Below are 20112 nucleotides of genomic sequence, written 5' to 3' on the forward strand. Positions count from 1 at the left end.
GCCCGATCGACGCACCGTTGAAGAAAAAAGCCGCCAAGCGATTGGCGGTTTTTTTTTATGCGTCAATCGCGCGCAACATGACCAATGGCATACGGGGAAGCACAGGCGGGCGCTTAGCATCGTGGGCTTGCCTGTTCCAGGTCCCTGCGGAGTTGCGATGAAGATGCCCACCCTGTTGTCCGTGTCGTTGCTGGCGGCACTGTCGTTGCCTGCGGCCGCGCAAACCGCACCGCCGCAGGACGTGCCGTTCGACGGCACCTTGAAGATCGACGTGGATGCCACCGATCTGGCGCACCGCATCTTCAAGGTCAAGACCACCATGTCGGCCAAGCCCGGCCCGATGACGCTGCTGTACCCGCAATGGATTCCCGGCAACCATTCGCCGACCGGCCCGATCGACAAGCTGGCCGGTCTGGTGATCAAGGTCGATGGCAAGGTGGTGCCATGGACGCGCGACCAGTTCGACGTCTACGCGTTCAAGGTGGACGTGCCGCAGGGTGCCACCGAGCTGACCGCCGAGTTCAAGTTCCTCTCGCCGCAGGCTCCCACCCAGGGCCGGGTGATGATGACCCCGGAGATGCTCAACCTGCAGTGGAACACCACGGCGCTGTATCCGGCCGGTTATTTCGCACGCAACATCAAGGCGCAGGCCAGCGTCACCTTGCCTGCCGGCTGGAGCTATGCCACCGCGCTGGAAACCGACCGCCGCGTGGGCGACACGGTGACCTTCAAGCCGATCGATTTCGACGACCTGGTCGATTCGCCGATGTTCGCCGGCAAGTACTACAAGCGTGTGGAGCTGAGCGCGGGCAAGCAGCCGGTCTATCTCAATGTGTTTGCCGACGAAGCCAAGTCGCTGGAAGCCAAGCCCGAGCAGATCAAGGCGCATGCGGCGCTGGTGCAGCAGATGGACAAGCTCTACGGTGCGCGGCATTTCGATCATTACGAATTCCTGCTGGCGCTGACCAAAAAGCTGGGCGGCATCGGCCTGGAGCACCATCGCTCCAGTGAAAACAGCGGCGTGCCGACCTACTTCACCGAGTGGGACAAGAGCTGGACCGGGCGCGACCTGCTCGCGCACGAATTCAACCATTCCTGGAACGGCAAGTACCGCCGTGGCGCCGACCTGGCCACGCCCAATTTCAACGTGCCAATGGGCGACAGCCTGCTGTGGTTGTACGAAGGCCAGACCCAGTTCTGGGGCGAAGTGATGGCTGCGCGGTCCGGCCTGTGGACGCAGGACCAGGCGCGCGACATGCTGGCCGGCGTGGCGGCCCAGTACGAGCGTGGTCGCCCCGGCATGGCCTGGCGCACGGTGCAGGACACCACCAACGATCCGACCATGTCGATGCGCCGCCCGAAGGCGTACCGCAACTATCAGATGAGCGAGGATTACTATTCCGGCGGCCAGATGATGTGGCTGGAAGTGGACAGCAAGCTGCGCGCGCTGACCAACAACAAGCGCTCCATCGACGACTTCGGCAAGGCGTTCTTCGGCATGAAGAATGGAGATTGGGACGTCAACCCGTACACCTTCGACGATATCGTGAGCACGCTCAACGGCATTGCACCGTACGACTGGGCGAGTCTGTTGCGCGAGCGCATGGACGGGCACGGCTCGTTGAATGGCGGCATCGAGGCCAATGGCTGGAAGCTGGTCTACACCGAGGAGCCGAACCTGGCGACCAAGGCAGACGAGAGCGACGACAAGGACGTCAGCCTGACCTATTCGCTTGGCCTGTCCTTGAAAGCCTCGGGCGATATCAGCGATGTGCTGTGGGACGGTCCTGCGTTCAATGCGGGGCTGATTACCGGCAACACCATCGTGGCGGTGAATGGCCGCGCTTTCAGCAGCGAGGTGATCAAGGACGCCATCAAGGCGGCCAAGGGCACCACCGCGCCGATCGAATTGCTGGTCAAGCGCCTGGACTGCTACGACACCGTGCGCCTCGATTATCACGGTGGGCTGTTGTACCCGCATCTGGAACGCATCGCCGGCAAGCCGGATCGCCTGAGCGAGTTGTACAAGCCGCGCTAAGTCATGCACTCCCACGGCGTTCCGCACCGTGGGAGTGGTGGAGCCGAAGCTGCCTGACTGCTCGTGCCGGTCAGGCAGCTTTTTTGCATTGATGCGTCGATGTGATCCGAGATGGACACCAGCCGAGCACATTGGCATCGTCTGCGCGCACGTCATTGCATAGCGCACCAGGTCGTCATCGACTCTGACGATTCCCGATTCCCGATTCCCGATTCCCGAACGCGTGCGTCGCGCATGCTGAGACCGTCAGCCACTATCCTGTCGGTTCGAGAACAACAGGCAAGAGACGATGGCGAAGGCGAAAACGGCCTATGTCTGCGGCGAGTGCGGCGCCGAGTACACCAAGTGGCAGGGGCAGTGCACTGAGTGCGGTGTCTGGAATACGCTCAGCGAGATCGTGCTCGAAAGCGCCACGCCCGGCAGCAAGGCCTCGCCGGCGGCGTCGCGGCGCAGCGGCTGGGCCGGCAAGGCCGAGGCGCCCAAGATCATGGCGCTCAAGGACGTGCAGCAGACCGAGCAGGCGCGCGTGTCCACCGGCATCGGCGAGTTCGACCGCGTGCTGGGCGGCGGGCTGGTGGAAGGGGCGGTGGTGCTGATCGGCGGCGACCCGGGTATCGGCAAGTCGACGTTGCTGCTGCAGGCGCTGGCCAGCATGGCCAGCACGCTGCCGGTGCTGTACGTCACGGGCGAGGAGTCGCTGGCGCAGGTGGCCGGACGCGCGGTGCGCCTGGATCTGCCGCTGGAAGGGCTCAACGCCCTGGCCGAAACCGGCATCGAACACATCCTGCAGCACGCCAGCGTGGCGCGGCCCAAACTCATCGTGGCCGACTCGGTGCAGACGTTATGGACCGAGTCGCTGACTGCGGCGCCGGGCTCGGTGAGCCAGGTGCGCGAGAGCGCGGCGCGGCTGGTGCGCTTCGCCAAGGAGACCGGCACCGCCGTGTTCCTGGTTGGCCATGTCACCAAGGAGGGCGGTATCGCCGGCCCGCGCGTGCTCGAGCACATGGTCGATGCGGTGCTGTATTTCGAAGGCGAGAGCGGCAGCCGGTTCCGCTTGTTGCGCGCGTTCAAGAACCGCTTCGGTGCGGTGAACGAGCTGGGCGTGTTCGCGATGGGCGAGAAGGGCCTCAAGGAGGTCTCCAACCCGTCGGCGATCTTCCTGTCCGGCGGCAGCACCCAGCAGCCGGGCAGTTGCGTGATGGTCACCCGCGAAGGCACCCGGCCGTTGATGGTGGAAGTGCAGGCGCTGGTGGATTCATCCCCCTTGTCCAATCCGCGGCGGGTCGCCGTGGGGCTGGAGCAGAACCGCCTGGCGATGTTGCTGGCAGTGCTGCATCGGCACGGCGGCATCGTGGTGGGCGATCAGGACGTATTCGTCAACGTGGTGGGCGGCATTCGCGTGCAGGAAACCGCGGCCGACCTGCCGGTGCTGCTGGCGGTGCTGTCCTCGTTGCGCGACCGGCCGTTGTCCGAGAAGACCATCGCCTTTGGCGAAGTAGGCCTGTCCGGCGAGATCCGCCCGGTGCCCAACGGTGAGGACCGGTTGAAGGAGGCCGCCACCCATGGCTTCAAGCGGGCAATCGTGCCCCGGGCCAACGCGCCCAAGACTGCCAGCATCAAGGGCATGGAGATCATCGCGGTGGAGCGGCTGAGCCAGGCGCTGGAGGCGGCGGCGGAGTAGCGGCATTCCCGCTTGATTCGTGCAGGCAGCCTGCACGAGGACAACCCGGTCGGCCCGTTGCCGGGCGGGGCACCGCGAGCAGCTGCAGCAGGCGGTTGCGCTGTCGCGAGACACCGAACGCCTTGCGAGCCCAGCCTGCCGGACAGTGCGCCGTCCCGGCAGAAACGGCCTCTACCGAGGCTGCGACCGTCTGTCGGCTGGCCCGGTGTCATCTGCATCTGTGGAGACAGAAACCGTTTTCACGCGGTGTGCGCTATGGCAACATGCGCGGCCGCTGCATCGAGCAGCGGATCACAAACACCGCTGCCTGCCCGTACTGGAGAAACACAATGGAATGGATGTTGTTGCCGCTCAAGCGCTATGCCGACTTCGAAGGGCGTTCGCGTCGCAAGGAATATTGGATGTTCATGCTGTTGCAGGCGATCATCCTGGTCGTCCTGACCATCATGTTCGGTATTGCGGCAGCGGTCATGGGCGGCGACGGCAACCCCGGCCCGCTGGCGTGGCTGGTGTTCGCCATCATGATCATCGTGGTATTGGCGATGATGGTGCCGAGTATCGCGGTGACCGTGCGTCGCCTGCATGACCAGGACAAGTCGGGCTGGTTCTATCTGATCAGCTTCGTGCCGTACGTCGGCGGTCTTGTCGTGCTGGTCTTCATGTGCCTGGAAGGTACGCCCGGCCCGAATCAATACGGCGAAAACCCGAAGCTGTAAGCAGCTGGTTCAAGCGTGATCGAACGATGGCGCAGGCATCCCCTGCGCCATCGTCGTTTACGCGGCCGGTTGTCTACGGCGCGGCGCGTGGCATGAGGCACGACCTCATCGGCAGCTTGCTCAGCAGGCGGCCGAATGATGGGCAGTGGTTGCACTCAGGCTCTTACCTGGCAAAAGCGGATCCTTGTCTGATGAGGCAAGTTCCAGCTTGTATCCGTGCGAATACACGGTCCGGATACGTACCGCACCACTGTGATTGCATAGCTGCAGTTTCTTGCGCAGCTTGTAGATGTGCTGTTCCATCGTGCGGTCGGTGAATTCGGTGTGGCTACCCCAGACCGCCTTGGCCAACTGGCAGCGGCGGAAGCACACGCCAGGGCTGGAGAAGAGGAGCCAGGCAATCGAAAATTCGCGCGAGGTCAGCACGATCGGCTTGCCATGCAGATAGACGGTGTTTTCCTCGCGCACGAGTTGGTACGGGCCGACACTCAGTTGCTGGACCTCCTGGCAGGCCTGGGGCGCCGGGCTGACCGCCAACGCCGCACGCACCTGCAGCTCGTGCGAGTTGAATGGGAGCGCTAACACTTCCTGTGCGCCGGACTGGTACCAGGCCAGGATGTCGTTCGGGCAGTCGAAACGCCCCAGCACGATCAGTGGCGTGGGATGGCCGCTGTGGCAGCGCTGCCAGGCCAGCACCGAGCTGTCGTCCGAGGCCACGCAAGTGGCGTCGAAGATCAGCAGCTCGCAGGGCGAATGCCGCAGCGTCCGCAAGAGCTCCAGTTCATCGGAAAACACCGCGACGTGCGGAGTCAGCGGGGCAAGGCTCGCATTGACCTGCGAGGCCAGGCGTGCGTCCTGCGTCAACAGGAAAGCCGATCCCTGCTTCCCGGAGGCGTTGCCGTGCATCAGCCGGCCTTCCCGTGCTGGCACGCAGACAGGCCATGTATTGGATGCCGGCAACGGGCGGTTGGCGCCATGATGAAACCCACATCTCTGGATAAGTGCATCGCCATACCATCGGGCTGCCGGGGGAAGGGTCTGACCGAGGTCGGACGAATGGTATGTACCATTCCAAAGGCAGAAAGTTTCACTGCTGCGCACTTTTCTTCGGGTTCGGGTAGGCGCGCTTTAACTTGCGCTCATGTATGCGTAATGCAGCTCTTACACACAGGGCATGCGCGATACGAAAGACGCATAGACGCGCAGTTTGCAGCGGAATCCTGGCGGCTTCAGCTGTGCAACTGGCTGGGCGGCAGCCATGAAATTGGTCGTGAGAGGTCTAGACCAGGGTATTGCGATTAGGACGCTCGCGCATCGCAGTTGGAATAGGTTTGCGGGGTCGGTAACCAGAAAGTGACTTCGGTTATGAGTGGCCGACGCGCGTGCGTTGAATGCTCTGGATCATCAGACGTGCCGATGCGCAGCGACCGCTAACCGCCCAAAATCCACATCGAGGTGATGTGTTGGCAGACGTTGTGCAATGAGCGCGCAGGAAGTGGCGCCAACGTGTCTTCGATGCACGCTCGACTCGGTTGCAATGTCCTGCGCTAGACATTCTCTGGCGTACGCAAATGACAAAGACGCTTATGCAAAACGCACGGCAGGGCCGGTGGTGGACAGAGTGAGGTTTTTTGATTTTTGCGGCGCTCCAAGGTGAGAAATTCCATTGGATCCGCTGCATACAATCGTTTGCGCCAGCGAGAGCGGCGCGCTGTTGTCATTTGCTCATCCCCCTATGAGAGAGCCCGGCATGATCCTTACCACCTACTTCGCAGCGATTTCTGCCTTGTCGTACGCAGATCGTCTTCCTACCTATACAAGCAGGATGCTGGTTGGTGCCTGGCCGCAAGGTCTGCAACATCTTCAACAACGCCGCGATGGACAGGCCGCGCCCGAGGGAACCGACGATGAAGTCGCGCTGCTCGGTGCCAGTGGCGATGCGTTGTTGATCCTGGAGTACCAGGAGGAGGCCGAAGACGCCTACCGCCACGCCCTGAAGGCAATGCGTGGCCATCAGCGGCAACTGCGGCTGCTCTCCTGCCGCAATACCGCATGGTTGATGCTCAGCCAGCGCCGACTCAGCGCTGCACTGAACTGCTTCGCGCAGCTGGCGATGGATCGCGATACCCCCGCCTGCCTGGGCGGCGAGAGCCTGCTGGGCAAGGCGCTGACCCATTTCCACCTTGGCCAGAGCACGCTGGCACTGCAGACCCTGGAGCGGGCGCACGAGGTGCTGGCGGAGCTGGAAAGCGGAGCCTCGGACTGGGTGCGGATCACCACCGCGTTGCGGCTGGACATGATCGCGCAGCTGCGCATCCGCCGTGCCGACCGCATGAGCGACCACGTGTTCTGGCAGGCCACGCTGCGCCAGGAAGATGCCGCGCATGCGTTCGAGCCCAGCGAACTGCGGGCCTGCATTGCCGATCTGGCCGAGAGCATGCCGGTGCTTGCACAGCGCATGCGGCATGTCCGCAACCTGCTGCGGATTGCCGGCGGCGACACGTTCGGCTTCGACGCCCAGATCGACGCATTGCCGGCGGCGGCGAACGGCTGCCCGCCGTGCGCACGACAGGATGCGCAGGTGGAGCTGGCGCTGGCGGCGCTGGCGGTGGGCCGGGCCGATCTGGCCGAGCGTGCGCTGGCCGGCGCCGGGCGGCATCACGCGCCACGCTGGAATCTGGAGTACGAGTATTGCCAGGCCAAGATCAGCCAGGCGCTGGGTCGTACCGAACAGGCCTTGCTGCTGTACAACCGCTACGCGCTGGGTGCGGTGCAATGCCTGCGCAGCGAAGTGCAGGCGCCGCGGCTGCTGGAAAGCGGCACGCCTGCGCATGTGAGCGACGACATCTCCGCGCGGTTGCCGGCCAAGTACCGGCGCGCGTATAGCTACATGATCACCAACGCGCACCGCTCGGATCTGTCGATCAATGAAGTCGCCGCGCAGATCGGGGTGACCGGGCGCGCGCTGCAGCAGGCGTTCAAGTCGGCCACCGGGCTGTCGCCGACCCAGGTCCTGCGGCGTTACCGCATGCAGAGCATCCGCGACGAACTGCTGGCCGACGGCGGATGCGGCAGTGTGCTGCAGGCGGCCAGCCGCTGGGGCGTTGGCAGTCGTTCAGCGCTGGCCAAGGGGTACCGCCAGCACTTCAACGAGGCGCCGATGGAAACCTTGCAGCGCTAGTCGAGCCGGCCGCGGCCCGGTGCGCATGCCGGGCCGTGGCGCGTCGTTTTCGATGACCGGAGACAGGCGCCGTTGGCTGTACGCACGGTAGGGCAGGAGCCGAAGTGAGACGTGCGTACAAGATGGCCAGCGGCTATCCTTGCCGGCTCGCACTGCCATCAGGAGGCGCGTCCGAGGACGGGCGTGGCCGCCAAGGAAACGACGACGATCATGCAAGATCCTATCTCCGAGGCGACGGACGCCTCACAGATCCGCCGCGCCGGCGTCGATCTCAATGGACTGATGTCCGTGCTCAGCAAGCATCTGTATTCCACGCCGGTGGTCGCGCTGCGCGAGCTGGTGCAGAACGCGCACGATTCGATTCTGCGCCGCCGCCTGGAGCAGCCTGATTGGCATGGCGAGTCGCGCATCCATGTGCAGGCCGATCCGGCGCAGGGCATCGTGCGCATCATCGATACCGGTGCCGGGCTCACCCAGCAGGAAATCCACGACTATCTGGCCACCGTCGGGGTGGGATACACCCGCGGGCTGCGTCAGGGCGGGCATGAAGACAGCGGTTTGATCGGCATGTTCGGGCTGGGGTTCTTGTCCGCCTTCGTGCTGGCACGGCGCGTCACCGTGCGCACCACCTCCTACCAGAGCCCGACGTTGGGCCATTGCTACATCTCCAGCAATGCCGAGCACTACACGGCGAGCCCGATTCCGGCGCGTGCCCAGGTGGGCACCGAGGTGGTGCTGGAACTGCATGAGCAATATGTGCCATTGGCGCAGCAGGGGCGGCTGCACGAGATCCTGTCGCGTTACTGCGCATTGCTGCGCGAGCCGATCTGGGTCGGCGCCGATGCGCAGCCGATCAATCCCGAGCCGCCGCCATGGCGCACGCACGATGCGGTGCCGCTGCATCCGGTGCAGGCGTGGCGCCGGCAACGTGAGTTCGCGGCACGCTTCGAGCGCAACTTCGAACCGCTGTGCTGCATGCCGGTACGTGCCGACGATGGCAGCGATGCGGTGGGCCTGCTGTGGGTGCAGGACGGCGCAACCTATGGCACCAGCGACAACCGCAATCTGTCGGTGTTTCTGCGTGGCATGTTGCTAGACGACAATGCGCGCGAACTGCTGCCACCATGGGCGGGCTTCATCGGCGGGGTGATCGAATCCAACCGCCTGACCCCGACCGCAAGCCGCGAGGATCTGCAGCGAGACACGGTTTACAGCGCGGTGCAGCATGCCTTGTCCGAGGCGCTGGTGCAGGGGCTGGCGGAGGTGGCGCGCCAGCAACCGGAGGCGTGGCGCCGCATCCTGTTGCGGCACAACGAAGCGTTGCTCGGCGCGGCGTTGTGCGATGAGCGCCTGTTCGAACTGCTGCTGGAACACGTGCGCGTACCCACCTCGCAGGGCGACCTGCCGGCGCAGCAATTGCCGGCGCGTGGCGCGGTGCATGTGATCCTCGACAGCGACGGCGGTTTCGAGGAAATGCTGTTCCGTGCGATGGGCGTGCCGGTGGCTTATGGAAACCGCTATGCGGTGGTGCCGTTCCTGCGTCGCTGGGCGCAGGCCAAGGGGGTGCGGCTGGTCGAACTGGGCACCGAGCACGGCAACCGCCAACTGTTCCATCTGGACACGTTGCCGGCCGACGAACTGGCGTGGCTGGAACAGCACCTGGGCGATGGCGAAGCGCTGGTGCCGGCGCGCTTCAGCCCCGAAGAACTGCCGCTGGTGGTGGTGCCCGACCGCGAGGCTGAGCTCAAACGCCGGCTGGAGCAGGACGAAAACGACAAGCGGGTGTCCACCGCCGCATTGCGGCTGGCGCGCCAGTTCACCGCGCGCATCGAAGCACGTCAGACCCAGCGGCTGTATCTCAATCTGGACAATCCGGCGTTGCAGGCATTGCTGGCCGCGCAGCGCGCCGGCAACCCGCAGGCAGCGGTTGCCGCGCGCCTGCTGCGCTCGCTCAAGGTGATCGTGTCGGCACAGGGGCGCACGCAGCCGCCACCCGGCGGCGGCGCATCGGGCGGTCCGGATCTCAACCAGGCGTTCGGCGATCTTGCCGGGGCCGTGACGCAATTGCTGGCGCGCTGAGCGCCGCACTGAAGGACGCACGCGATGGAAATCTGGAACTGGGTGGAAAAGCTGCAGGACGACCTGGGCGACGCCGGGCAGCCGCAGAACGCGCAGCTGCTGACGCGCCTGACCGACCATATCTGCGATCTGCAGATCGAGCGCGCCGAGGCCCTGTTGCCCGAGGCGCGTGCGCTGGGCAAGACGCTCGCCAACCCGTGGCTGGAGGTGTTCGTCGGCCACTGGGAGATGCGCAACCGGGTCGGCAATCTGTGCGAGGGCGAGCGTGCGCTGGGCGATGCGGTGGCCTTGTTCGAGCGGGCGCACCGTGCCGATGCAGTGGAGTGCCCGCAATCGGTGTGCGTGACGCAGGACCTGGCGGCGTGCTACGCCAATATCGATGGCCCGGGCTGGGTGCGGGAGCGTATCGAGGTCTGCGACGAAACCCTGGGCCGCATCGACCCGAGCTGGTCGTGCTATCAGTGCCTGAGCTGCGAAAAGGCCGATGCCCTGCTCGACGACGGTCGCGGCGACGCTGCACTGGCGTACCTGGATCAACAATCGCAGGCCATCGTTGCGCACGGCGGCGAGATCTTTGATGGCGTGCCGGACATGCGCATCTCGATCCTGCTGTCGCTGGGGCGTGCAGACGAGGCGCTGGCTTTGATCGAACAACGCGAACGCGACGCGGCGCGCGAAGGCGCGGAGTGGGCCAATTGCAGCCAGCCGCGTCGCTTGCAGAAGGCGCGCGCGCTGGCCATGTTGCATCGCGATGACGAAGCGATGGAGTCGCTGCTGCCGTGGCGCGAGGTGGCGCCGCGGTATCGCCTGCACTGGCTGCGCGCGGTGGCGGTGCTGGCCGCGCGCGCACCTGCGCGCAACACCTGGGATCTGGGCAGCCGCCTGCAGCTGATGCTCGATCATTACGCGCAGGTCGGTGCGCATCGCATTCTGATCGAGGCGGCCGAGCTGGCGATCGACCTGGCACTGCAGCGTGGCGCGGTGTGGACCGCGCGCCGGCATCTGGTCCTGGCACGCACGCATGCGTCCAAGCTGCGCCAGGACCGTGGCGCGACGCAGGCGCTGGATGGCTGGGCCGCGCGTATCGAGGCGGCTTCCACCGGCGAGGCGCCACCGGTGCCAGCCGCGCAGTTGCTGGCGTGGTTGAACGCGCAGGGCGAGGAGGTGGTGCGTAACCCGGAGCGTGAAGCGCAATGGCTGTTGCAGGCGGCCGCCGAGCGCCCCGACGACGCCGAATTGGTCGACACCGCGGCATCGGCGCTGAGCGCCTGCGCGGCGGACGAGCAGGCCATCGCGCTGCTGTGGTCTTTCGTGCAGCGGCATGCCGACCACGAAACCAGTCCCACCTTCCGCCTGATGAATTTATTGCTGGGCCGTGGCGACGATGCCGGTGCGCGCCGCCTGGCGCTGCTGTACCGCCCGCAGGTGCCGGTGGTGGCGTTGTGGTGCGAGGCACAACTGGCCCAGCGGCTGGCCGACTGGCCGGCGCTGGAGCAGGCCTGCATGGCGCTGCTGGAGCTTTCTCCGGGCTCGCATGGCGCGCGTGGATTGCTGGCGCGCATGTATCTCACCACCGGCCGTTTTACCGAGGCGGCCGCGGTGTATCGCCAGTTGATCGCGGTGCTGGAGGAGCCACGTTCGGCGTACTGGGACCACATGACCGCGGCCAGCGCTGCGCAGGACTGGGACGCGGTGCGGGCCTCGGCAGCGGCGATCGGCATGGAACTGAGCAGCACCAGCGGGGTGGTCGAGGAAGACTGGGGCTGGGTGATCGTGCGTTGCGTCGACGATGGCGAAGTGGCCGAGTACTACGCGCGCCGCACCGGCCCGGTGACGGCGCGCATCATCGAAAATGCGCCCGCGCACCGCCGCCAGCATGTGGGCGATTGGGTCGTGTTCGATGCCGAGTTGCTGTACCCGGCGCCGGAAGAGGATGCCGAGCGCGAGCGCTTCGTGCCGACCTATGCGCAGGTACACGTGCTGCAGACCGGCGGCTACGGCAGCAGCTGGCTGGTGGATGGTGTGGACCCGGGAGAAGAGGTGGTCGAGGCCTTGCGTGCCGACCTGGAGATGCGTGGATGGAAGCTGTGGCGGCATAGCCGCGCGGACTACCGCGTGGTCGACCCGGAACACCCGGAGGCGTTCGATCCGGAGGACCCCGCCTCGGGTCTGCCGGGTGTGTTGTTCACGGTGGCGCTTCCGGAAAACGTCTCGCCGCAGGAATTGCACCGCGTCTTGCGCTGTACGACCTCGCGCTGGTCGCACCCGATGTGCTGGCTGCGCCTGGCCGAGGCCTGCGATCAGGACCCGCGCCCGCATCTGGATGCGGTGGAGCGCTACGGGCTGTAAGGCAGTCGGTAGATAACACGCTGCGCTGGCTGCGAGGCTGCGCATCCAGCGGCACCCTTGCAGCATGCCGACGATCAACTGTGTCTGACGTAGCGCTCCAGCCAGTGTGCGCAGGAGGCCGGCAGCACCTACGACAGGCCTATCTGGCCCAGTGCCAGTGCCGCCGGAGACGGCCACTGCGGGTTGGCAAGGTGCGCGCGGCTGATCATCACCAGCGTCATCTGCCCGTCGGCCGCCACCCGGTCTGCCTTGTGCGGGTCGTGGATATTCCTAGACGAGGCAACCGGTAATTGCGCCTCGCGGCTGAGGCGTTCGGCGATCTGCGCCAACAGCGCCGGCCCCCACGGAATCTGCGCACTCGGCGTGCTGAAGCCCTTGCTGACATCCGGCAGGTCCAGGCCGCTGCGTTTGAAGTGGCGGGTTGGCGCGATGGCCCCGGCCAGCATCTGTTCGTCGCGGCCGTCGATTTCGGGAATGCGCCGATGCGAAGGACGGATGCAGGGTGGTGCGGTTCGCACCCGATGCAGCAGGGCAGAGGCACGCCGCTGTTGCGGCGGCCCGCTCCGGTCGCCATCGATGCGCCGCGCCGGCGTTGTCTGCAGGCGTGGCCCGGCGCACGTTCGGTGGTGGCGCCGCAATGTCAAACTGCCGCGGTGGCGTCCTCTGACCGCTACAGATTTGCGTGCTGGTTGCCGAATCTGAATTGCTTTACTCTGCTGCGCATCGGCGTGGGGGCGCCGCGTCGGACAGGGCGCAGTCCAGCCCGCATGCCCAGCCTCTCTACTTTTACTTTGGCGGGTGATCTCATGGTGGCACTGCAGCAGCGCTCGATCGACGCGATTCGTGACCAGGAAGCCGCGTTGCTGGCCGCCTGGCTGGGGTCGGGCCTTGGCAACGATGCGCGCATCTCGCGGCAGGATCTGCAGGCCCAGGGCGCGGACTTCCTGCGCTTGCTGGTCGCCTCGCTGAAGGATGACGGCAGCAGTCTCGACAGCGCCGAGTGGAGCGAAGTGCGGCGCTTCCTGGAGACGCTTTCGCGCGATCGCGCCACGCGCGGCTTCGATTCGCAGGAAACCGCCAACTTCATTTTCTCGCTCAAACGCGTGCTGTTCGAACTGGTGCAGCGCCAATACGCCAGCACGCCGGAAGACCTCGGGCAGCAGCTGTGGGCGCTGTCCGAACTGCTCGACCGCCTGGGTCTGTACACCGTCAAGGCGTTCCAGAAGACCCGCGAAGACATCATCGTGCGGCAGCAGGAAGAGATGCTGGAGCTGTCCACGCCGGTGGTGAAACTGTGGGAGGGCGTGCTGGCGCTGCCGATGATCGGCACGCTGGATTCGCAACGTACCCAGGTGGTGATGGAATCGCTGTTGCAGCGCATCGTCGACACCGGTTCGGAAATCGCCATCATCGACATCACCGGCGTGCCCACCGTGGACACGCTGGTGGCGCAGCATCTGCTCAAGACCGTCACCGCGATCCGGTTGATGGGCGCCGATGCCATCATCAGCGGCGTGCGCCCGCAGATTGCGCAGACCATCGTGCATCTGGGGCTGGATCTGCAGGGCATCGTGACCAAGGCCAACCTGGCCGACGCGTTGGCGCTGGCGCTCAAGCGCACCGGCCTGACCGTCAGCAGGGCAGACTGACATGGAGCGCATCCCGATCCTGCGGATGGGCAACCTGTTGCTGGTCACCATCCAGGTGGACATGCATGACCAGCTCGCGCTGCAACTGCAGGAAGACCTGTCGGAAAAGATCAGCGCCACCTCGGCGCGTGGCGTGCTGATCGACATCTCCGCGCTGGATATCGTCGATTCGTTCATCGGCCGCATGATCAGCACCATCTCCGGGCTGGCCGCGCTGATGGGCGCCAGGACCGTGGTGGTCGGCATGCAGCCGGCGGTGGCGATCACCCTGGTCGAGCTGGGCCTGACCCTGCCTTCGGTGCGCACCGCGCTCGATGTCGAACGCGGCATGCGGCTGCTGCAACAACCCGACGCATCGTCATGAGCGCCGGCTCGCAACCGGTGCGCACCGAGCAGGATGTGGTGCTGGCGCGGCAGACCGTGCGCAAGCTGGTGGTGCAGTGCGGCCTGCGCCTGGTCGACCAGACCAAGCTGGTCACCGCCGCCAGCGAGCTGGCGCGCAATACGGTGATCTATGGCGGCGGCGGCGACATGGACTGGGCGGTGGTGGAAAGCGGCATCCGCAAGGGCGTGCAGCTGACCTTCCGCGACGACGGCCCGGGCATCCCCGATCTGGAACTTGCGCTCACCGATGGCTGGACCTCCGGCAGCGGACTGGGCCTGGGCCTGTCCGGCAGCCGGCGGTTGGTGGACGACTTCGTGTTGGACAGCGCTGCGGGGAAGGGCACGCGCATCACCATCACCAAATGGAAGTGAATGTTGCCGGCGCGCTCACCCAGGTCATCCGTGTCGAGGAAGTGACCCAGGTGGGACAGGTGCGCCGCGATGCGGTGGCGCTTGCCCAGGCCAGCGGATTCGACCAGGACGCCTGCGGACGTGTTGCGCTGGTCGCCACCGAGTTGTGCACCAACCTGCTCAATCACGGCGGCGGCGGGCAACTGCAATTGTGCACCGTGGCCGGGCGCGGTGGCCTCGGCGTGGAGCTGTGTTCGATCGACCGGGGCCCGGGCTTCGTGCTCGCCGATTGTCTGCCGGACGGCTATTCCACCGGCAGCACACCGGGCAACGGCCTGGGCGCGGTGCAGCGGCATGCGGCGGTGCTGGACGCGTATTCGGATGCCACCGGCGCGGTGGTGCTGGCGCGGGTGTATGCCGATATGCAGGCCACGCCCGACCTGCCGTATGGCGCGATCCGGCTCCCGCTGCACACCGAAGTGGTGTGCGGCGATGGCTGGCACCTGGGCGTCGATGGGTCACGTGTGACGGTCACCATGATCGATGGTCTGGGCCATGGGCCGGGCGCGGCCGATGCCGCCGATGCCGGCATCCGGGCGGCGGCGACGACCAGCGGTGAGCCTGGCGAGCGCATCGCGCGGCTGCATGCGGGCATGTGCGGCACCCGTGGCGGTGCGGCGGCGGTCATGCAGTTCGACGGCAGCAGCGGGCAGGTGCGCTTTGCCGGTGTCGGCAATCTCGGTGCAGCGCTCTGCGATGGCGATGGCGCGCGCGGCATGCCCTCGCATCCGGGCATCGTGGGGGTGCAATTTCGCAAGGCGCAGCCGTTCGATTTTCCGCAGGCCGCCGGCAAGTTGCTGGTGATGCACAGCGACGGCCTGCAATCGCGCTGGAACCTGCGCGACCACCCTGGGCTGTTGTCGCGCCATCCACGCATCATCGCCGCCGTGCTGTTGCGCGACTACGCGCGCGGCCGCGACGATGCCTGCGTTTTCGTCATGCGCCTGGGAGGCATGCAATGAATTCATCCGATGCGGCGTCGGGCCACGCGTCTGACACCGAACTGGCGAACTTGCGCCAGCAGAACCAGGCCTTGCGCGAGGAGCTGGAAGAAACCAACCAGGGCGTGCTGGCCCTGTATGCCGAGCTCGATCAGCAGGCCGAGCAACTGCGCGAGGTGTCCGAGCTCAAGAGCCGGTTCCTGTCGTACATGAGCCACGAATTCCGCACCCCGCTGGGCTCGATCCTGAGCATCACGCGGCTGCTGGAAGACGGCATGGACGGCCCGCTCAACGACGAACAACTCAAGCAGGTGCGCTTTGTCAGCGCGTCGGCGCGCGAGCTCACCGAGATGGTGGACGACCTGCTGGACCTGGCCAAGATCGAGGCCGGCCGCATCACCATTTCGCCGGGTTGGTTCGACCTGATGGACCTGTTCGCCGCGCTGCGCGGCATGTTTCGCCCGCTCACCGATGTCGGCACCACCACGCTGATCTTCGAAGATCCGCCGGTGCTGCCGATGCTCTATACCGACGACAAGAAGCTGGCGCAGATCCTGCGCAACTTCATTTCCAATGCGCTCAAGTTCACCCCGCAAGGCCACGTGCGCGTGCTGGCGCAGGTGGAAGGCGACAGCCACGTGCGCTTCAGCGTGCAGGACACCGGTATCGGCATTGCGCCCGAGCTTCACGATGCCTTGTTCGAGGATTTTGTACAGGTGGACTCGCCGCTGCAGAAGCGCCTGACCGGGACGGGGCTGGGGCTGTCGATCTGCAAGCGGTTCGCCGAGCTGCTGGGCGGCCGGGTGGGCATCAACAGCGTGGTCGGGCAGGGCTCGGAATTTTTCGTGGTGCTGCCGGTGACGCTGGCAGCGGAGAACGCAACGTGAGCAGCAGGCAGCACATTCTGGTCGTCGACGACAACGCGGTGACGCGGTATTCGGTGCGGCGCGTGCTCGAACACCACCGGTTCGTGGTCGAGGAGGCCGGCACCGGCGCCGAGGGTCTGGCCAAGCTGGCCGCGCAGTCGTTTGCCGGCGTGGTGCTGGACGTCAACCTGCCGGACATGAGCGGCTTCGACATCGTGCGCACCTTGCGCGCCGAGCCACGCACCGCGCTGCTGCCGGTGGTGCATGTGTCGGCCGCCTCGATCGCCACCGGCGACATGATCACCGGCCTGGATGCCGGCGCGGATGCGTACCTGATCCATCCGGTCGACCCCAACGTGCTGGTCGCCACCTTGCGTACGTTGTTGCGCGCGCGCAACGCCGAGGAGGCACTGCGGGTCAGCGAGGCACGCTTTCGCGAGATGTTCGAACACATCAGCGCGCCGATTGCGGTGGTCGATGCCAACCTGCAGACACACGAACTCAATGCGGCCTTCCAGCGCCTGATCGGCAGCGCCACGCCGGGCGAGGCGATTCGCGCGGCCGGGCTGGATCAGGCGGCCACGGTGCAGGCGCTGACCACCGCACTGGCGCGGCGTGAGCGCTGGAGCGGCGCGGTGTCGCTCCTGCGCGAGGGCAAGCTGTGCGAAACCGAATGGCGGGTGTCGCCGTACCGCGAGCCGGACCTGGGCCTGCTGCTGGTGGAAGATGTCACCGAACAACGCCTGCGCGAGCGCGAACAGCGCCAGGAGCTGGATACCGCCACCACCGAGCTGGCGCACCAGATCGCCGAGCGCCAGCGCACCGAAATCCAGCTGCTGCAGGCGCAGAAGATGGAAGCGCTGGGCAAGCTCACCGGCGGCATCGCGCATGACTTCAACAACCTGCTGACCAGCATCATTTCCGGCCTGGACATGATCCAGCTGGCGGTGGAATCCAACCGTATCGAGCGGGTGCCGCGGCTGGCCGAGATCGCCACCGGATCGGCGCACCGCGCGGCCGCACTGACCCAGCGCATGCTGGCGTTTGCGCGCAAGCAATCGCTGGATGCGCAACCATTCGACGTCAACCTGCGGGTGCGCTCGCTGGAAGACATGCTGCACCGCTCCATCGGCGAGAACATCGCCTTGGAGCTGGAGCTGGCCGACGCCTCGCTGGTGGCGGTTGCCGATGCCAACCAGCTCGAGAACGTGGTACTCAACCTGGTGATCAACGCCCGCGACGCATTGCAGGGGCACGGCACCATCCGTGTGCAGACGGCCGCCTACACCGCGCACCAGGACCCCGAGCTGGAGGACGGCGAATACGTGGCGGTGAACGTCATCGACAACGGCAGCGGCATCGCGCCGGCCATCCTCAACCAGGTCTTCGAGCCGTTCTTCACCACCAAGCCGATCGGCGAAGGCACCGGGCTGGGCCTGTCGATGACCTACGGGTTTGCGCGCCAGTCCGGTGGCACCGCGCGGATCAGCAGTCAGGTCGGGCAGGGCACGACGGTGGTGTTGCTGCTGCCGCGGGGGCTGTCTGCAGGCGAGGTGGCACCGGCGCCGGCGCCGAGCACGCCGCGCGCGCGCAACGAGCGCATCCTGCTGGTGGACGACACCGATGTGGTGCGCATGATGGTGAGCGAGGTGCTCAGCGACGCCGGGTATCAGGTGGTCGAAGCCCAAGATGCCACCGGTGCGTTGGAGCAGCTGCGCAGCGATGTGCCGATCGACCTGGTGGTGTCCGATGTCGGTCTGCCGGGCATGAACGGGCGCGACATGGCCGATGTGGCGCGCACGTTGCGGCCCGCGTTGCCGATCCTGTTCATCACCGGCTACGCCGAAAACGCAATCACCCGGCAGGAATTTCTGGCCGACGGCATGGCCCTGCTGCCCAAGCCCTTCAGCCTCAACGACCTGCTCAACACGGTCGGGCAGATGCTCGACAGCAGCGCGCAGGCACGCACGTAGGGCGCAGCGGCGCGCGCCGGTGCGGTGCCGCGCCCCCACCGCCAATGGCGCCGCAGTGCGACGGCGCGCTTGTGCGGCTCGCGTGGCGTTGTGTCTGCCGCGGGCTGCGCGGTGGCAGGCAACCGTGATGCGCGTCTATCCAACGGCCCGGATCGCCGATCGTTCGTCGTCAGCGGTGACCGCCATCAGCGCGAATACGCATACGGCCCGAACGTGGCGCCCAGAAAGCCGCCGGCGGTCTGGGTGCTGAGCAGCGTGGCATCGCCCTGATCGAGCAGCGTCTGCCATTGGCCTGCGCCAACCGCGTAGTCCACATGTACCCGCGCGGCATCCAGCGTGACGCGCAGCTGCACCGGCTGGCTTGCATCGGGCAGCGGCGCGCGCGCCAGCACGGTTCCGGGGCCCGGGTCCTGCAGGCCGGCGCGGCGATACAGCACGACCGCGGCAGCGGCGTCGTCGCGCACCAGCATGGCCGCCAGAAAGTGACTTTCCTTGGCGACCACTGCCAGACCTGCCTGTTCGCCGGCTGCCAGCGCGCTGCCATCCACGTGCGCGACCAGGGTGGCATGGTGATGCTGCAGGCGATGGCCCAGATAGGCCGGCTGACCGCGGCCAAGGTCGCCCAGCGCCACGTTCGACGGCGTGATGCGCAGACCCTGCGGGCCAGGGAGATACCACGGCGTGGCCGGTGGGTGGATGGTCATCCATTGCATCGGCACGTGCGCGTCCTGAAAGCGCTCGCTCCATTGCATCGGGCCACTGGTGGGTATCGCCTGGGTGCCAGCCGGCAGCGGCGGCCGCGTAGCCACCGGTGGCACTGCGCTGCCATGCGGCAGCACCACCGGCCAGCCATCGCGCCATTGCACCGGCAGCAAAAAGGTTTCGCGGCCCAGGGCGTAGTGGTTGCCCTGGTACGGGCGCGTAGCCAGGAACACCGCCCACCATGAGCCGTCCTTGAGTTCGACGAACTGCGCGTGCCCGGCCGATGTGATCGGCGCGTGGCGCGTTGGGTCCAGATCGCGCTGGGTCAGCACCGGATTGCCGCTCCAGGTTTCGTAGGGCCCGCTGATCTGGCGGCTACGGTAGATCATCTGCGCGTGCTGCTCGCCGGTGCCGCCTTCGGCGGCGGTGAGGTAGTAATAGCCATCGCGGCGGAACAGGTGCGGGCCTTCGATATGTTCCGGATTGGTCGCCGGCTGGAAGCCGGAATCCACGATCACCTGGCGCGGGCCGACCAGTTTCAAGCGCGCCAGATCCAGCTGCTGCAGCCAGATGGCGCGGTGCCCGTCGTAGCGCAGCTTGCCGGCGGGCACATCGTTGTTGACCAGCCACGCGCTGCCGTCGTCATCGAAGAACAGCGAGGGGTCGATGCCCTTGGCATCCAGCCAGATGGGGTCTGACCATGGCCCGGCCGGGTCCTTGGCGGTGACCAGGAAATTGCCGCCATCGCAGTAAAAACAGGTGTTGGCGATGTAGAAGGTGCCGTCGTGGTGGCTGATGCTGGCGGCGAACAGGCCGCGGGTCAGTTCGTCGTTGCCGTAGTTGATCTGGGTCGGGCGATCGATGGCGTTGCCGATCTGGGTCCAGTGCACCAGGTCGCTACTCTTGAACACCGGCAGGCCGGGAAAGTAGCCGAACGTGGAGTTGACCAGATAAAAGTCGTCGCCGACCCGGATCGCGGATGGGTCCGGATGGAAGCCGGCCAGCACCGGATTGCGGTATTGCGCCTGGGTGGGCAACGGCCCGTCGTCGTCGCCCTGATAGTCCACCTGGGTGATCAGCGCGCTGCCCGCGTAGGCCAGCGGGCAACTCATGGCGGCCAGCAGGCCCATCATCCATCCGAC

Annotated in this window: 15 protein-coding genes; 12 read left to right on the plus strand and 3 right to left on the minus strand. The window is 66.2% G+C overall.

Going from position 1 to position 20112, the window contains the following annotated elements; genetic code table 11:
- Positions 1–157: 157 nt before the first annotated feature.
- The 3 genes from ACCQ10_RS06500 to ACCQ10_RS06510 all read left to right on the plus strand — a co-directional run bounded on the left by ACCQ10_RS06500 (position 158) and on the right by ACCQ10_RS06510 (position 4435).
- Positions 158–2038: a M61 family metallopeptidase gene (locus ACCQ10_RS06500; protein WP_372362546.1), complete on the plus strand. Its 1881-nt coding sequence runs from the start codon at positions 158–160 to the stop codon at positions 2036–2038.
- Positions 2039–2327: 289 nt separating this feature from the next.
- A complete protein-coding gene (radA, locus tag ACCQ10_RS06505) occupies positions 2328–3719 on the plus strand; it encodes a DNA repair protein RadA (RefSeq protein WP_184376001.1) in 1392 nt (463 codons plus the stop codon).
- Positions 3720–4048: 329 nt separating this feature from the next.
- The gene (locus ACCQ10_RS06510; RefSeq protein WP_047695990.1) at positions 4049–4435 is read left to right on the plus strand and encodes a DUF805 domain-containing protein; all 387 of its coding nucleotides are present in this window, start codon (positions 4049–4051) and stop codon (positions 4433–4435) included.
- A 120-nt stretch (positions 4436–4555) separates the two neighbouring features.
- Here the strand turns inward: ACCQ10_RS06510 and ACCQ10_RS06515 are convergent, their stop codons facing one another.
- Positions 4556–5341 (minus strand): winged helix-turn-helix transcriptional regulator, encoded by a 786-nt coding sequence (locus ACCQ10_RS06515; RefSeq protein ID WP_166743421.1) that lies wholly within the window; start codon positions 5339–5341, stop codon positions 4556–4558.
- 919 nt (positions 5342–6260) lie between these two features.
- Between ACCQ10_RS06515 and ACCQ10_RS06520 the strand changes: the two genes are divergently transcribed.
- From ACCQ10_RS06520 to ACCQ10_RS06530, 3 genes are all read left to right on the plus strand, one after another.
- Positions 6261–7616: a helix-turn-helix transcriptional regulator gene (locus tag ACCQ10_RS06520; RefSeq protein ID WP_372363069.1), complete on the plus strand. Its 1356-nt coding sequence runs from the start codon at positions 6261–6263 to the stop codon at positions 7614–7616.
- A gap of 210 nt (positions 7617–7826) precedes the next feature.
- A complete protein-coding gene (locus ACCQ10_RS06525) occupies positions 7827–9695 on the plus strand; it encodes an ATP-binding protein (RefSeq protein WP_372362547.1) in 1869 nt (622 codons plus the stop codon).
- Positions 9696–9719: 24 nt separating this feature from the next.
- A complete protein-coding gene (locus tag ACCQ10_RS06530; RefSeq protein WP_372362548.1) occupies positions 9720–12044 on the plus strand; it encodes a tetratricopeptide repeat protein in 2325 nt (774 codons plus the stop codon).
- A 128-nt stretch (positions 12045–12172) separates the two neighbouring features.
- Here ACCQ10_RS06530 and ACCQ10_RS06535 read toward each other — a convergent pair whose 3' ends face one another.
- Positions 12173–12562, minus strand: coding sequence for a beta/alpha barrel domain-containing protein (locus ACCQ10_RS06535; RefSeq protein WP_372362549.1), 390 nt, complete (start codon positions 12560–12562; stop codon positions 12173–12175).
- A 288-nt stretch (positions 12563–12850) separates the two neighbouring features.
- On the opposite strand from ACCQ10_RS06535, the gene ACCQ10_RS06540 reads away from it, so the two are divergent.
- The 6 genes from ACCQ10_RS06540 to ACCQ10_RS06565 are packed head-to-tail and all read left to right on the plus strand — an operon-like array spanning position 12851 to position 18268.
- A complete protein-coding gene (locus ACCQ10_RS06540) occupies positions 12851–13693 on the plus strand; it encodes an STAS domain-containing protein (protein ID WP_372362550.1) in 843 nt (280 codons plus the stop codon).
- Position 13694: 1 nt separating this feature from the next.
- Entirely contained in the window at positions 13695–14057 is a 363-nt protein-coding gene (locus tag ACCQ10_RS06545) for an STAS domain-containing protein (protein ID WP_228333177.1), read from the plus strand.
- Entirely contained in the window at positions 14054–14449 is a 396-nt protein-coding gene (locus tag ACCQ10_RS06550; RefSeq protein ID WP_039410100.1) for an ATP-binding protein, read from the plus strand. Before ACCQ10_RS06545 ends, ACCQ10_RS06550 begins: the two co-directional genes overlap by 4 nt.
- Positions 14440–15450 (plus strand): ATP-binding protein, encoded by a 1011-nt coding sequence (locus tag ACCQ10_RS06555; RefSeq protein WP_372362551.1) that lies wholly within the window; start codon positions 14440–14442, stop codon positions 15448–15450. The genes ACCQ10_RS06550 and ACCQ10_RS06555 overlap by 10 nt, the downstream gene beginning before the upstream one ends.
- Positions 15447–16316 (plus strand): sensor histidine kinase, encoded by an 870-nt coding sequence (locus tag ACCQ10_RS06560; RefSeq protein ID WP_372362552.1) that lies wholly within the window; start codon positions 15447–15449, stop codon positions 16314–16316. The genes ACCQ10_RS06555 and ACCQ10_RS06560 overlap by 4 nt, the downstream gene beginning before the upstream one ends.
- Positions 16313–18268, plus strand: a complete 1956-nt coding sequence (locus ACCQ10_RS06565) for a response regulator (protein ID WP_372362553.1) — start codon at positions 16313–16315, stop codon at positions 18266–18268. The genes ACCQ10_RS06560 and ACCQ10_RS06565 overlap by 4 nt, the downstream gene beginning before the upstream one ends.
- A gap of 185 nt (positions 18269–18453) precedes the next feature.
- Here ACCQ10_RS06565 and ACCQ10_RS06570 read toward each other — a convergent pair whose 3' ends face one another.
- Entirely contained in the window at positions 18454–20103 is a 1650-nt protein-coding gene (locus tag ACCQ10_RS06570) for a glycoside hydrolase family 43 protein (RefSeq protein ID WP_372363070.1), read from the minus strand.
- Positions 20104–20112 lie beyond the last annotated feature (9 nt).

The organism is Xanthomonas sp. NCPPB 1325, assembly GCF_041477645.2.
Classification (GTDB): domain Bacteria; phylum Pseudomonadota; class Gammaproteobacteria; order Xanthomonadales; family Xanthomonadaceae; genus Xanthomonas; species Xanthomonas cannabis.